The 14,947-nt window shown below is 58.7% G+C and carries 12 protein-coding genes; 6 read left to right on the top strand and 6 right to left on the bottom strand.

Going from position 1 to position 14,947, the window contains the following annotated elements; genetic code table 11:
• Window positions 1–99: 99 nt before the first annotated feature.
• The 4 genes from WBK19_RS01170 (at window position 100) to WBK19_RS01155 (ending at window position 5,510) form a co-directional block, all read left to right on the top strand.
• Entirely contained in the window at window positions 100–1,860 is a 1,761-nt protein-coding gene (locus WBK19_RS01170; RefSeq protein WP_511286170.1) for an arylsulfatase, read from the top strand.
• Between the two features lie 159 nt (window positions 1,861–2,019).
• Window positions 2,020–2,832: a helix-turn-helix domain-containing protein gene (locus WBK19_RS01165; RefSeq protein ID WP_511286168.1), complete on the top strand. Its 813-nt coding sequence runs from the start codon at window positions 2,020–2,022 to the stop codon at window positions 2,830–2,832.
• A complete protein-coding gene (locus WBK19_RS01160; protein WP_511286166.1) occupies window positions 2,829–4,844 on the top strand; it encodes a HEAT repeat domain-containing protein in 2,016 nt (671 codons plus the stop codon). The genes WBK19_RS01165 and WBK19_RS01160 overlap by 4 nt, the downstream gene beginning before the upstream one ends.
• Before the next feature lie 69 nt (window positions 4,845–4,913).
• Window positions 4,914–5,510 carry a peroxiredoxin gene (locus WBK19_RS01155; RefSeq protein WP_511286164.1) on the top strand — a complete coding sequence of 199 codons (597 nt, stop codon included), beginning with the start codon at window positions 4,914–4,916 and terminating at the stop codon, window positions 5,508–5,510.
• 230 nt (window positions 5,511–5,740) lie between these two features.
• Here the strand turns inward: WBK19_RS01155 and WBK19_RS01150 are convergent, their stop codons facing one another.
• Together WBK19_RS01150 and WBK19_RS01145 are read right to left on the bottom strand one after the other, a co-directional pair.
• Window positions 5,741–6,607, bottom strand: a complete 867-nt coding sequence (locus WBK19_RS01150; protein WP_511286162.1) for an HDOD domain-containing protein — start codon at window positions 6,605–6,607, stop codon at window positions 5,741–5,743.
• Entirely contained in the window at window positions 6,607–6,933 is a 327-nt protein-coding gene (locus WBK19_RS01145) for a hypothetical protein (RefSeq protein WP_511286160.1), read from the bottom strand. Before WBK19_RS01145 ends, WBK19_RS01150 begins: the two co-directional genes overlap by 1 nt.
• A gap of 507 nt (window positions 6,934–7,440) precedes the next feature.
• Here WBK19_RS01145 and WBK19_RS01140 point away from each other — a divergent pair.
• Window positions 7,441–9,039: a methyl-accepting chemotaxis protein gene (locus WBK19_RS01140; RefSeq protein WP_511286158.1), complete on the top strand. Its 1,599-nt coding sequence runs from the start codon at window positions 7,441–7,443 to the stop codon at window positions 9,037–9,039.
• A 145-nt stretch (window positions 9,040–9,184) separates the two neighbouring features.
• On the opposite strand, the gene WBK19_RS01135 is transcribed toward WBK19_RS01140, so the two are convergent.
• From WBK19_RS01135 to WBK19_RS01125, 3 genes are read right to left on the bottom strand one after another with little or no spacing between them, the layout of a single operon-like run.
• Window positions 9,185–10,852, bottom strand: coding sequence for a diguanylate cyclase domain-containing protein (locus WBK19_RS01135; RefSeq protein WP_511286156.1), 1,668 nt, complete (start codon window positions 10,850–10,852; stop codon window positions 9,185–9,187).
• 29 nt (window positions 10,853–10,881) lie between these two features.
• Window positions 10,882–12,033 carry a YbdK family carboxylate-amine ligase gene (locus WBK19_RS01130; RefSeq protein WP_511286154.1) on the bottom strand — a complete coding sequence of 384 codons (1,152 nt, stop codon included), beginning with the start codon at window positions 12,031–12,033 and terminating at the stop codon, window positions 10,882–10,884.
• Window positions 12,026–13,240, bottom strand: coding sequence for a cation:proton antiporter (locus WBK19_RS01125; RefSeq protein WP_511286152.1), 1,215 nt, complete (start codon window positions 13,238–13,240; stop codon window positions 12,026–12,028). Before WBK19_RS01125 ends, WBK19_RS01130 begins: the two co-directional genes overlap by 8 nt.
• Window positions 13,241–13,319: 79 nt before the next feature.
• Here WBK19_RS01125 and WBK19_RS01120 point away from each other — a divergent pair, with 79 nt between their 5' ends.
• Entirely contained in the window at window positions 13,320–14,102 is a 783-nt protein-coding gene (locus WBK19_RS01120; protein WP_511286150.1) for a gamma-glutamyl-gamma-aminobutyrate hydrolase family protein, read from the top strand.
• Here WBK19_RS01120 and WBK19_RS01115 read toward each other — a convergent pair.
• Complete coding sequence (locus tag WBK19_RS01115; RefSeq protein WP_511286148.1) at window positions 14,099–14,893, bottom strand: MaoC family dehydratase; 795 nt, start codon at window positions 14,891–14,893, stop codon at window positions 14,099–14,101. The two genes, WBK19_RS01120 and WBK19_RS01115, sit on opposite strands and share 4 nt — an antisense overlap.
• Window positions 14,894–14,947: the final 54 nt, after the last annotated feature.

Here is a 14,947-nt window from a genome sequence, read left to right as displayed (position 1 = left end):
TCGACAACCTGCCTCGCTGACGAGGCAGAAAAATTCCATTTTTACCCCGGCTCTGCCCCCGTGGGCCTGTCTGGCGGTAACGTGCAAAGGAAAACGATCATGAACCCCAAACGCGCAAACCCCATCCGCAACAAGTTGTTCTCGGCCTTTCTGACCGGCGCCGTATTCGTCGGCTCGGCTGCCTGGAATGCCCCGGCCGAGGCGGCCAAACAACCGAACATTCTGCTCATCCTGGCTGACGACCTGGGCTATACCGACCTGGGTAGTTTCGGCAGTGAAATTGCCACGCCGAACATCGACAAGCTGGCCAAAACGGGCGTCAAGATGACCCAGTTTTACGCCTCGCCGTTCTGTTCACCGACCCGAGCCATGCTGCTCTCGGGTACCGACAATCACCTGGCCGGCTTCGGCGACATGGCGGAACTGATGACCGCCGAGCAGAAAGGAAAGCCGGGTTATGAGGGCTATCTCAACGATCGCGTCGTGCCGATGGCGCAAGTCCTCAAGGATGCCGGCTATCGAACCGCCATGGCGGGAAAGTGGCACCTCGGCGTTCCCGAACAATTCAGCCCGGCCAATCGCGGGTTCGATCAATCGTATGTCCTGACCATGGGTGGATCAAGCCATTGGGACGACCAGGGAGGCATCATCGCCATCGATCCGAAGAAGCCAATTCGCGCCGTTTATCGGGAGAACGGCAAAGCGGTCGATATCCCCAAGGGCTTCTACTCCTCGGAATTCTTTGCCAGCAAGCTGATTGATTACCTGAAAAGTGGCGAAGACAGCGGGAAGCCCTTCTTCGGCTATCTCGCCTTTACCGCGCCGCACTGGCCGTTGCATGCGCCCGACGTGGATATCGCCAAGTACGAGGGACGTTACAAGGAAGGCTACGACAAATTACGCAAGGAACGCCTTGATCGGATGAAGAAGTTGGGCCTGCTGCCCAAGGATACGAAGGTTTATGAAGGTCATCCGAGTTGGCCCAAGTGGGACACCCTGACAACGGCGCAAAAGGAATCGGAAGCGAAACGCATGGCGGTTTACGCGGCAATGGTCGATAACATGGATCGTCAAATCGGACGGGTCATGGATTACCTGAAGGAAACCAAGCAGCTAGACAATACCTACGTCTTCTTCCTGTCCGACAACGGCGCCGATGGCAATTCCGTATACGACGTCGCGAATACCCGCGAGTGGATTCACAACGACATGGATAACAGCACCAACCATATCGGCAAACAAGGTTCGTTTGCCGAGTACGGTCCCGGTTGGGCGCAGGTCGGCTCTACGCCATTCAAGCTCTACAAATCGCTCATGTACGAGGGTGGCATTTCCGTACCGGCGATCGTCTGGGGGCCAGGACTGCAGAAAGGGACGGTCAAGCAGAGCCTGGCGCATGTAACGGATATTGCGCCGACCGTCTACGAACTGGCGGGGACGAAGCATCCCGGCACCGAATACAACGGCAAGCCAGTCTTGCCCATGCGCGGCAAATCAATGGTGGCTTTCCTCAAGGGCAATCAGCCCGCGGTTCACGAGAAGTCTGAAGCCATCGGTTGGGAACTCGGCGGACGCAAGGCTTTGCGCAAAGGAGACTGGAAGATCGTCTATGCCAACAAACAGTGGGGAACCGGCGACTGGGAGTTGTATAACGTCGCCAAGGACCGTACGGAAAGCATGAATCTGGCAGCGAGCAACCCCGCCAAGTTGAAGGAGATGCTGGAAGCCTGGAATAGCTACGTGGCCGAAACCGGGACGCTGGAGATTCCGAACCTGGCAGAGCGTCCCGGCTACAGTAACGGCGCCAAGTATTACGACGATCTGGCCATTGAGGCAGCCCAGGAACCACGTTCGAAATAAGCCGTTTGTCGGTCCGGAATTCAGCCGCCATCGCTGCTGGATTCCGGGTCGCCTTGAGTGGGAAGCCTTACTGATTTCAGGGCAATCCATACCTCCCGTGGTGCACTATGATCACGATTTGGCAATGCCGATTGCCATGGGAAATACGCTAGGAAATCAATGAAAACGATCGAGTCTTTGGAACGCGGCCTGGAGGTATTGCGATCGCTCGAGGAGTACCGGGGGCAGTCGCTTGCCGACCTGCACCGGCTAACCGGCATGCCTAAAAGCTCGCTGCTTCGCATCCTGAATACGCTTGAAAAAGCCGGTTACGCGTGGAAGGCCATCAGCGATAGCCAATATCGGCGCAGCATCTCACTGGCTTCGCGGAAACGTTCCGATGAATTGACCACGTTAATTTCCGAAATCGCCGCGCCCTTTCTCTCCCAATTGCGCCAAAAGGTGCTCTGGCCATCCGACATTCTCGTGGTTCGCGATTGTCAGCTGGAGTTGGGCGAGTCATCGCGCCGACAGAGCAACCTGGGCGTTACGCTGTACGAAATCGGGGCCCGTGTCGACATGATTCTCTCAGCACCGGGCAGGGCCTATCTGGCGTTTTGCTCCCCGGAAGAGCGCGACGCCGTCTTGCTGCGGATCGAAGCCAATCCATCGCCGATCGCGCGCAGCCGACAGGTTCTCCAGCATGAATTGAGCGACATCATCGCGCAGACCAGAAGATGCGGCTACGGTTCGCGCGATGCCCAATTTGGCGGGCGCAATGTCGACATCGACGAATTCGACGACGGACTCGATGCCATCGCCGTTCCGATCAGCTGCAAGGGTAATGTGATCGCCTGCATGAATCTCGTGTGGCCGCGGAAATACCGATTGAAAAACAAGATCGTCCGTGAGCATCTGGCCGATCTGCAAAACACCGCTGCGTTGATTGCCGCGGCTTGCCTTGAATCGGACATTCCGGTTGCCGACTCATGAAATGCCGGGAGTTTGGCACCAAGCTGTGCCGGTCGCTCCAATCGATCCTGATTGTCCTGCTCTTGGTTCAGGCCCATGGCGCATTTGCAGTCTCTTGTCCGGCGGGCTATCCCAAGGCGAGGACGTCGGCGGATTATGTCGCCGAAAAATCCTGTACCGGTTGCCACGCCGAACAGGGTAAAAGCTGGCAGGCATCGAAGCACAGCCGTGCCATGCAGCCAGCTAATTCAAACACCGTAGCCGGAGATTTCCAGGATCGCCTGTTTACGGGCGTTGCCGGCGACACCATCTTTCACAAAAAAGGTGAACATTTCACCGTGGAGACAATCGGCTCCAATGGACAAAAGTCCCGATACACCATTTCACATACGCTAGGCGTATATCCACTGCAGCAATATCTGGTTGAGCAAGCCGGCGGCAGGCTGCAGGCATTCACGATTGCTTGGGATACGATCCGGAATCGCTGGTTTGACTTGCAAGTTGAAGAACCAGCCAGACCAGGTACATCGCTTCACTGGACTGGGCGCTACCAAAACTGGAATCTCATGTGTGCCGAATGTCACACGACGGGTTACCGCAAAGCCTACGATGAGAATGCAGATTGTTATCAGACAACCTGGACGGCTCCGAACGTCGGATGCCAGGCCTGCCACGGTCCAGGAGAGAAACATGTTCGTACCATCCGGGACAATAAACCCACCAAGTACACGGGCTATGGTTTGCCGTTCAAGGCCGGACAGGTGGACCAGTGTGCGGCTTGTCACTCCCGGCGAACCCGACTGTTGGAGGAGACACAGCCGGGCAGTGAATTCCTCGACAACTATCAACCGGATTCCCTGCGCCAGGATTTATATCACGCAGACGGCCAGCAAATGGGTGAAGTATTCGAGTACGGCTCCTTCCGCCAGAGCCGTATGTACGAGAAGGGCGTGGTGTGTTCGGATTGCCATTCGGTGCACAGCGGGAAACTGATAGCCGAGGGTAATGCGCTCTGTGTGCGCTGCCACAGCCCTTCTCCGAACCCGGCATTCCCCAGCCTGAAGGCACGCCGTTACGACGACCCGCAACATCATTTTCATTCCACAGGGAAGCCGGGCAGTCAATGTGTCGATTGCCATATGCCGTCGCAAAACTACATGGTCGTCCACGGTCGCCGTGACCATGCGATCCGTATTCCTCGCCCGGACCTTTCAGCGACCTTGGGAACGCCTAATGCCTGCGACAATTGCCACAAGCACCGAGATGCCGCTTGGGCATCGGGCGAAATTGCAAAGCGCACGGGAAAGCGGACCGATTCGCTGCACTACGGTGAAATACTCGCCGCCGCGCGCCGGGGAGAAGTGCGCAGCCTCGGCCCCTTGGCCGGGCTGGCCTTGGACCCAGATCAGCCCGCCATCGTCAGGGCCACCGCGACCGAGATGCTGGGACAACTCGCGCCGTCCAGTGTGCCCCCGGCAGTTATCAAGGACCCCGATCCGGCTGTACGCAGCTCCGCAGCAATGGCTCTGGGTGCCGCGCCGACCGCGCGCGTCCAGCCCTTGTTGCTATCCCTGCTGGACGACCCCGTGCTGGCCGTTCGCATGGCAGCGGCGCGTTGCCTGGTTCCCTTCGGGAAAGACGCGATACCCGAGCGGAGGAGAGCCAGCCAGAAGCGTTCTTTGGCCGCGTTTGTGGCGGCACAACAAGCCATGGCCGACATGCCGGCCGCCCAGCTCAATCTGGGTAATCTCTACCGGCAGCAGGAAAAGCCGGAGAAGGCATTGGTCCACTATCGGCGCGCCCTGCGCCAGGACCCCGAGTTTGTCGCGGCACGCCTTGAATTGGCCGAGTGGATGGCGAACAACCATCGATTTGACGAAGCTGAAACGCTATTGCGCGAGGGCATGCGGAAACCCGGTTCCGATGAAATGTTGCGAGCTGCCTTGATCGATCTGTTGGTGCGCCAAGGCAAACAGGAAGAAGCCCGACGTGAACGGGAGTTGGCGGTGACGACCGAACCGGATGGGAAATAAAGACCACTGACCAATTGGCATTTGTCGTCGCGCCCTCTTCCTGCATTCGCCTGGATCTATTGGCCGGAAATGCTGTCCACCAAGTATGGTTCCCCGATCGCAAAGGGTCACGGCTATGACAAACGGAGCTTCGACACGATGAACAAACACTGGCACTGGCTTATCTGGGCCAACATTTTGCTGACCGGGGCAGCCTATGCCGAGGCGCCCCCTCAAGCAGGTTCGGTTGCTCCCGCCTTTGTTCTACCAGATGGCGATGGTAAGTCGCGTTCGCTCGCCGAATGGCAGGGAAAGTGGGTCGTGCTCTACTTTTATCCCAAGGACAAGACCCCGGGTTGCACGACGGAAGCGATCAATTTTCGCGACAAGCAGCCCGAACTCACAGCCTTGAATGCCCAGGTGGTCGGCGTGAGCGTCGATTCGGCCAATTCCCACCGGGATTTCGCCGAGGAGCAACGCCTGCCCTTCCCGTTGCTTTCCGATGAGAGCGGCAAGGTATCGCAGAGCTTTGGTGCCTATTCAAACTGGGGTGTGATCAAGTTCGCCAAACGCTACACGTTCCTGATCGATCCGGACGGCCGGGTGGCCAAAGCCTACCTGCAGGTCGATGCAGGAAAGCACGTCAGCGAGGTGATCGCCGACTTGAAATCGCTAACGGCGAAATAGCCTTGGTTGAAGGTCAAGAGGCAGCCCTTCTGTCGCCTGCCGACAAATATTTTCTGGGCTGGCGCATAGCCGGTTGACTGCCCCCTCCCCTTACCGAGGCCGCAATTATTGCCGGCCTGTCGGCTCGGGCTTGCCACGGTCAACCGGAAAAAACGGCCAAAATTGAAATTTGCTGGTCGGCCTATGCTCCGTATCGAATACCTGGAAAGCACCTGTAATCGGCGGCGACGCTAGGCCATCGACAGGAAAATTCGCCCGAAATGATTTGAGCGCGCTTCGATCCGCCCGAACAATGAATTCAGGTCATCCTTCCAGTCCAGCCCGGCTGCGACGCGGGCCGCTTCGGAGAGATTCACGAACGGCGTATGGCCGTTCATTCCCATACCCAGTGCCCCCACCAGAATTTCCGCAACGTGCGTAATCGCCACCAATCGGCCCAAGGCTGGATTCGGCCGGTGATGACTGGAAATCGCCTCGATGATCGACGATGGCAGGCCCCAGCCCATTGCAAGAATTCGGCCGACCTGGCAATGATCTGTACCAAAGTAGCGCCGCTCGATTTCAATGTTCGACTCACCACCAGGCTGCGCCATGGCTTGACGCGCCATCTGGTATTCCAGCGGGTAGAAGCGCGCCATCCAGAGAAAGCCGATGTCGTGCAGCAGGCCGGCAACCAATGCGTAATCGGCTGAAACCAGCGAACTATCGGGCAGCGTGCGAAGCCTGGCCAGTTCCTGCGCGGCAACGCCGACTGCCACACTGTGGTCCCAGAAACCCCGAGTCACCCGTGTCTCACGGCCAAAGTCGGCGAGACTGACGCTGATGGCGATCTGCCGCAGGCGGGACATACCGATCATCGAGATTGCCACATGCATGTCGCGCAACCCCTTGCGCCAGTTACCGGACTTGGCTGCACTGTTGGCCAGGGAGAAGACTCGGGCGGTCAATACAGGATCGCTCTCGACCAGTTCGATCAGGCCGCTGACCGTCGCGTTGTCGTCATCGATCGTGGCAAGAATATCGGTGACCACCTTGGGAAATGCAGGCAACAGGCTGGCCCCCGCGATGATCTCGTCTTCTGAGAGGCGCAAGGGCATCACAGACTCCGGTAACGCAATAGAGCGGCGTAGAGGGCCGCATTTGCGGGCTGGCTGCGATCCGTCTGGGCAAACAAATTATCCAGATGCGCCTGGGTCGTCGCCAGATCGACGGCTCGTTCCTCGTCGCTACGTGGATCATCCTCCTCGATACACGCCCATTCCCCATTTCGCTGGGCGATTTGCGCCATGTTGGAGTCGGTGAGCTCATGCCCGGCCGGGAGGGTAAACGTCGTCACGCCCTGCTCGGCAATGACCAGTGGCGCACCAAGCACCATACCGGTAGTGACATCCTCAATTGGCAGGTAACGGATACGGGTTGGCATCAATGCGCACCTCAAAACGAGGAGCCAATAATAAGACAAAAGTATTAAAATTGACAAATTATATTTTTCACCTCGTCATCGGTGCAGTAAATCCACTGCGGCAAAAGCGCCCTCCCCGCAGCGTTGCTACGGTCAACCGGAAAAAAAAGCGAAATTTCAAATTGCCTGGTCGTCAGCAACTAGCAACGGCTCGAGTTCTGAACGCCGTCTAAACCAAAGTCTAATAGGCAGACGGGGAGGGTTTATCTAAGCTTTGGACGCGCATTTGGGGCGCTGGCAAGCGGCCCATTTGCGTATACGGGCGTACTCGAAGCAACGCGCCGAACGGCAAGCGCCATGACCAGCATGCAGACTGGCGCCGCCGAAACAAGAGAGTGATCAAAGACAAAATCGGTGCCCCGATTCCGGGGCGAACGGTTCGCGCTTGGGTGTCAAGAAGGCTTGCCTGACCTTGCCTCAAAACGCTGAGCGGACTTCATCAAGTTCGGTGAATCATCAAAGGGGACAATGTTGGTTGGTAACACTGGAAGTATTTTTGGCGAGGGGCGGTGGTCGCTGAAACAGCGGTTCTCCGTGGCGATTGGTACGGCGATCGTGGTCGCATTGGTGACGATGTACGGCGTCCGGCTGATGGGGAAAGCGGCGACTTTTCACTTTCTCGAACGCAACCATATGGAGCTTGCGCTGCGCATCGACGCTGCCTTGAGCCGCGTCGAGCAGGCGGCGAGAAACGCTGGCGATACGCACATTGATACGATCTCCAGGCAACTGGGCGAGGCGCGCCACCTGGCGGTTCGGGCCGACAACGAGGTCTTCGGTTTTGAGCAGCAACTCCTGCGCCTGCTGGGCTTTGGACCGCTGATCGATCTTCCGCAAAAAGACATTGCCGACGTCGATGGCATGCTGGCGATTGTCTCGGCTTCCCCGACCCGGAGCGGCCCGATGCCGGTCGAACTGGCGCAGCAACTGCGCCCGGGCATGGATGCGATGATGGAAAACTCAATCGCCTTCGCGCCGCTGACGGCGGATGCGGCTAGCTTCATCAAGATTTCCGTTTTCGCGGTTTCGGCCCTCTGCTCCCTGATCCTGGTGGCAACCGCCTTTGCCCTGCGCCGACGCACCCTGGGCCCGCTGGCCATCGCCATCGAAGCAGCGCAAAGGGTCGCCTCTGGCGATCTGACCGGACATATGGCAGTTGTCGGGCGCGACGAGGCGGCGGCGCTGATGAACGCCCTGCACAACATGAATGAGAGCCTGTCGCGGCTGGTGAACGATGCCCGGCAGGATTCGGGTCTGATCGCCGAGAGCGCCAGTACGGTCCGTCAGCAGTCAGAAGCAGGTTCCGACAAGGTCCGCTACCAGAGCGATGCGGTCGCCGCCATTTCAAGCACCATCGAAGAGCTGGCGACGAGCATTGCTTCGGTCGCCGATCGGGCTGACGAGGTCCGCAACCTGTCCGACGAGAGTCTGGCGGTGAGCCGTGACGGCTGGCGGAACATGGAGCTGCTGAGCGCCAACATCGAGGAAATTCAGGGTGCCGTTGAGGACATCCGGAAGACGACCGAAGCATTCATGCGCAACACCGGCTCGATTTCGGCATTGACCCAGCAGGTCAAGGCGATTGCCGAACAAACCAATCTGCTGGCGCTCAATGCGGCCATCGAGGCGGCGCGGGCTGGCGAGTCCGGCCGGGGCTTCGCCGTGGTCGCCGACGAGGTACGCAAACTGGCCGAACAGTCCGGCCGCTCAGGCGCAGATATTCAAAACCTGACACAGCTACTGGCCGAGAATTCGCAGTCGGTCGCCAAATCGGTCGATCGCGGCGTCAATACCTTGCAGCACAGCCAGGAAAACATGGCCAACACGCTTGCCGCCCTGCAAACGACCATCGCCCGCGTCGAGGCGGCGAGTCTCGGCGTCGACGAGATCAGCCTGTCGGTGAAGGAACAGGCTTCAGCCAGCAACGACATCGCACGCAACATGGAAGAAATCACCACCGGCCTCGAAGCGACCTCTGCCAGTCTGGCGATCAGCCTGGATGCTTCGCGCGGGCTGACTCAACTGGCCGAGCGGCTCAAGATGTCGGTGGGGTCGTTCAAGGTCTAGCGGTTCGGTGGCCAGCAACCGGCCGGCAGAAAGCACGGCAAATGCCTGTCGCTCCAGGAACAATCAGCCTGCCGGGCCCAACCACGCTTGCCACGGTCAACCGGAAAAAACGGCAAAAATTGAAATAACCTGGCGGGCCAGGCGCTCATCGGCTGGGGGGAGCTACCTTGGCAAAGAAGCAGAATTTCCCGCCGCCGCTTCGCTTGGCTTCATACATTGCGATGTCAGCGTTGTGAATCAGCTTTTCTATCGACTCTCCGTCGTCAGGAAAGATGCTAATGCCTATGCTGGGCAAAACCGTCACTTTGCGTTTGCCCAACGCAAACGGTTGGCTCAGCGCTTCAAGACATTTCGTCGCGGCCCGGGTGGCATCCTGAAATCCGCTAATTTCGCTGAGGACGGCAACGAATTCATCGCCGCCAAGGCGACCGACCAGATCCTCGGCCCTCAAGCTGCTGGCTATTCGCTGAGCCGCTTCCTGGAGGACGCGATCCCCTGCCTTGTGCCCATAGGTATCGTTGACTGCCTTGAAACGATCCAGGTCGAGAAACATGACCGCAACCTTCCCGCGCTGGCGGCGGGCACTGATCGTCACATGTTCGGCAAATTCCTGCAGGAGCGCCCGGTTAGGCAAACCGGTCAATAAATCATGGCTGGCCACATAGTCGAGGTGCTCTGCCTCCTCCTTGACGCTGGTCACGTCAAGATGGGTCACCCCGAACCTGAGGCCGCTCCCCGCATCGTCGGACAGGGCCATCCAGCGTGCATTGATCCAGCGATATCCACCGTCCTTGTGCGCCAGCCGGTACTCCATTTCGAAATCGGCAAAACGCCGCTTGCCTGATCTTGCCACCTGCTGCAGCACAAATTCCCTGTCGTCAGGGTGCAGGCGACGCTTCCACTCATCGATACGGTTGGGCAATTCGGCGTCGGCATAACCCAACTGCTTTTTCCATTCCGGCGAAAAATAGACTGCGTCGTTCGCCAGCTGCCATTCCCAGAACCCCAGCATGGCCATCTCGCTCGCCGTCCGAAAACGCTCCAGGGCTTCGCGCAGTCGTTGCTCGACCTGTTTCCGTCGCGAAATGTCGGCCGAGATGATCACCGCACCATCGGCTGTCGGAAAAATTCGCGTCTCGAACCAGCAAGAATGAACCTTGCTGAAGTACTCGAAGCGATCTGGGGCCTTGTCCCGTGAGGTGCGCGACAGGCTCTCCTGGACCATGCGGCCGACTTCTCCAGGAAAGATGGCGGTCAGATCCCGGCCGATCAACTCGTCTTTTGGCCGCTTGCCCCGCTGCGGCCCCAATCGGTTCAAGTAGGTAATCATGCCGCTGCTGGAAACGTTGACGACAACATCGCCAACACTCTCCAGCACTCCTTCCAGCCTGGATTTCTCGGCTTCCGCCTGGCGTCGCAACAGGTGCTCACGGCGCGCTGGCTCGGCCTGCGGCGCTGGCCGAGCCAGCGCGCTCTTCGATGCGCGGAGATCAGCGCTTGCGCCGTTGGCCAGCACGCCATTCGCCTGTCGCAGGCACTTCTTCAGGAAAGAGTTTTCCTTTTGGCGCAGGATCAATTCATTCTTCAAACGCTGGTAGTCATCAAGCTCCGGCGCCAGCAAATACTCACGCCAGGCTTTTCTGAACAGGACACCATCCAGCTTGCCGGTTTGCTTGATATCCAGCCGATCAAAAAACGAGGAAAAGCCAGCCAAGGCCTTGGTATCAGCCTTTGTGACATAGCCCCGGTCGGCCGAATCGAGAATCTTGAATACTGAATTCGCGCTTCCGGAATGGGTACTTTGTTTTGGCATTGTCCTTTTCTCGAAAGTTGATGAATTCCTTAGTTGAGCGGCTCAATACGCCCGGCCCACAGTTCGCTGGATTGACGCACCACTTCTTCCAGTGCGCCTTCGCTGGCATAGCTCGCGCGTATCTCGCTGGCCCCGTTTCGTGATTGCAGAACCTCGGTGCGCAGCAGATTGAGCGCTTCGGTTGCCCCCAGATCGTAGGCATGCACGTCGATGACCGCCATGGTGCGAATGATGTCATCGCCAATATTGCGTTGCTCGGCGGAGCCGGGAATGACCAGCGTGCCGTCGTAGCCGAAACGGCAGGCTTGAAAGCGGTTGAAGGTGTAAACCAGATAGTCGTCTTCGCGCGGCTCGGTCGGCCTTTCTTCGAGCAGGTAGCGGGCCAGGGCCTGGGCATAGGCCGCGATCTGTGCCGCCCGCTCGACTGTCCGTGGGGTATCCATGACGCGCAGCTCGATGGTGCCGAACTCGGGTTTTGGGCGAATGTCCCAGTAAAAATCCTTCATGCTTTTGACGACGCCGGTAGCGATCATCTTGCGGTAATAGGTATTGAAGTCATCCCAGCTCAAGACGAAAGGCGCCCTGCCGCTCAGCGGGAAGGCAAAGACCGAATTGAGCCGCGCCGACTGGAATCCGGTGTCGATTCCCTGGACGAAGGGCGACGAGGCCGACAGCGCGATGAGGTGGGGAATGTAGCGATTGAAGGCGTGCAGCAGCCAGAGCGCGCGATCCGGACAGGCGCAGCCGATATGGACATGCTGGCCGAAGATGGTGAATTGCTTGGCCAGATAACCGTAGAGCTGCGACAAAAGAAGGAAGCGCGGCGCGTCGAAAATGGCCTGCTTGCCCCAATGTTGAAAGGGGTGAGTGCCGCCGCCCGACAGCCCGATCCCCAGGCGGTCGGCCTGATGGACCAACTCGTTGCGAATGCTGCGCAACTGGGTCAGAGCGTCCTTGTAATCTCGACAGATGTCGGTGGATAACTCGATCATCGAGTCCGTTATCTCCGGTTTGACATCGCCGGGATGCACACGACCGGCCATTTCACGCAGCAGGTCCGGGGCGGCACCGATCAGGTTGTAATCCTGCCCGCCGATAATCTGCAATTCCAGTTCGATGCCGAGGGTCAGCGCGTCCGATTTCGAAAACTCGGGCAGTTCGTTTTCGATCTCGTTATTCACGACGTTCTCCGCTCCATTTGAGGCAAAGCGCCACGATGATCGGGCCGGCCAGTTCCATGATCGCTGCGGCGCTCATGGCGACCGGCATCAGGGTTCCCTGCAACTGGGGATACAACTGCCCGAGATCGGCCGCGGCAACCATGACCGGTCCGGCCGCCGGCGACAGGGCGATGCCGAGCAACAGGCCCTGACGCCAGCTGATGCCGGCCGGGCGAGCAAACAGCAGGACGCCGCCAAGCTTGGCCAGGATACGCCCGCCGATCAACAACAGAGCCAGTGCGCCACCGGTCATCAAATGCTCAATCCTGATCTGAATCCCGACGACCAGAAACAACAGGACGACCAGCACCCCGCCGACCGAGCCGAAATGCTCCGGAAACACCCAGGCGCGGCGCTCGTCATTGCGCAGCACAATGCCGGCGAAGAGCATGCAAAGCGTTACCGGCAAGCGCAAGGCTTCGATCAGGCCGATGGTCATCAAAACCAGGCTCAACAGGATCACCGAGGCGTATTCATCGCGCAGGGCCAGCCAGCGACGCAGGCGGCCGACGGTCATGGCCAGCAGCTTGCCGACAATCAGCCCGGCACCGACCAGATAAAGCGGATGCGAAATCGCCAGCACCCAGTCACCGCTGTAACGCTGGTGCATTGCTCCCAAGACCAGATGGACCGTGACGACCGAATAAATCGTATTCAATGCCGTCAGCACGAGCAGCCGGGTACTCACCTGCCCCTGCGCGTTGCTCTCCGTGACGACTCGCATGATCACGGCCGGCGACGTGGACATGCCGATGGCGGCGAGGAGCGCCGAATCCACCTGCGCCAGACCAAGATAGCGGCTGATCGCAAATACGGCGCCAAAAGCGGCAAGCGACTCGCCGAGGCTGGTCACCAGGAGCCATCGATTGTGCCGTAACCAACGCAGGTCGACGCGGCTACCCAGTTCAAAGAGCAGGATCGCCAATGCCACGTTCAGCCCCCAGCGCAGCCATTCGTCGTGTTCTGCGACCAGACGGTCACCGGCAACAGCGGCCGCCAGCATGCCGACCACCGGGTAAGCGGTAATTCGCGGAATTCCGAAATACTTGCGTACCCACTCGCCGGCCAGTGCCGCCGCCGCAACGGCCAGGGCAATCCACAGTAACGGGCTCAGCGCCAGCGGCCAGGCCGGCAGAAAGAAAGCGAGGGGTTTATCGATCAAATCCATATTGAACGCATCCCGACCCGGTCTCGTCTACTCGCTGGAGAGCCAGACACGCTGCGCCAGTTCGAGCAAGGAGGACGGCATGAAACGCACACTGAAAATCGGAATATCCGCACGTTTGTCATATCCGAGGCCAGATGGCAAGGGAATGGAAAGCAAAACGCTCCAGTACCTGGAGCAATCCGTGGCGCAGTGGATCATGGCGCGCGGTGTCGTGGTCTTCATGGTTCCCTCCATTACACAAAATGGAATACTCGATCGAAGTGCCGTTCGCCTGAGTGCTTATGCCCAGCATCTCGATGGGCTTGTCTTGCAGGGTGGTGCCGATGTCAATCCAATGGCTTACGGTGAGCCGGCGATGCGTCCGGAATGGGCCGGTGATCGGATCAGGGATATGTATGAGATGGAATTGCTGCACGAGTTCCTCGAAAGTCGGAAACCCGTGCTGGGAATTTGCCGGGGAGCCCAGCTGATCAATGTGGCCATGGGCGGATCGCTTTACCAGGATATCGCGTCGCAAATACCCGGCCCCAGCCAGCACCTCGCCGATAGCTACGACCAGCACACCCACGACATTGTCCTGGAACCAGGCGGCCTGCTCGAAAAGCTCATGGGGGCAGCGCCTCAGCGGAAAGTCATCTCCATCCACCACCAGGGCATTCGAACCCTTGGCCGCGACCTGGCCGTCGAGGCGCGCGCCACTGGCGACGACATGATCGAGGCGATTCGCGGGACAGGAAGAAGTTTTTTGCTTGGCCTCCAATGGCATCCCGAATTTCGTCGTCCCAGCGACGAGGATGTCCTCGACTGCCTCCCCCTGCTTGAAAGTTTTCTTGAGGCCAGCCGTTCAGGTCACTGGATCTAGCAGATAGACCAGGAACCGTTGATTGCCAATTGGCAGTCCTCCGCCAAAATAACGCCGAAATCACCTTGGGTCGTCGCGGTCGATTCAAAACCAAAAGTCGCCTCGCTTCCGATCAGGATTGGGCGTCTGAAATGAGCCGTTATTTCAATCAGCGGTCTTCCTGTGCGGCGCTCGATGCTCACTGCCGCACGCCCGATGGAGTGCATGCCGTGGGCGATGGCCCTTTTGAACCCGAAGGCACGGGCCAGCAATGACGACAGGTGAATCGGGTTGAAGTCGCTGGAGATCATGGCGTAACGACGACAGAGCGATCTCTCGAAGGTCCAGCCTTCCTGCAAAAACGTTTCCGGAAGGTTTTCAGGCGGTGCAGGCGCTGCTGATTTGCGGCGGCGCCTTCCCGGAACCCGGTATTCGCTGACGCAGGTAATAATGTGTCGTCCGCCCTGGCTCATCTCAACGCTGAAGACGACAGATTTTGCTTCGTCTGTGCGGACGACTGGCGAGACCGAGACCACAACATCAAGGGGGACGCCTTCCTGAAATACGTCATGAAATCGCATCTTGTTGCTGACATGGATCAGACCAGGAATGGCATGAGGAAAGCGCGCATCCAGCATCAATGCAATCTGCGCTCGCTGCGCCAAAAGATAGAAATAGGTCAGTGGCACCCGTTGCCCTGAATCACCGAAAAACCGTCGATATTTGGCAACATGCGCCATATCGATGTTTTTGATCTGGAAGTGACCGAGCAGGCCTGACTCTGGCAGCGCTGATGCCTGCTTGCGCCACAAGCTTGCGATGCTCCTGATCAGCAAATTTGGCAGGGGCGGAAGCAGCTCAGGCGG

The sequence above is a fragment of the Azonexus sp. genome (assembly GCF_049652925.1).
GTDB lineage: Bacteria > Pseudomonadota > Gammaproteobacteria > Burkholderiales > Rhodocyclaceae > Azonexus.
The sequence above is the reverse complement of the archived record's forward strand: the minus strand, read 5'-3'. Positions and strand labels throughout refer to the sequence as shown.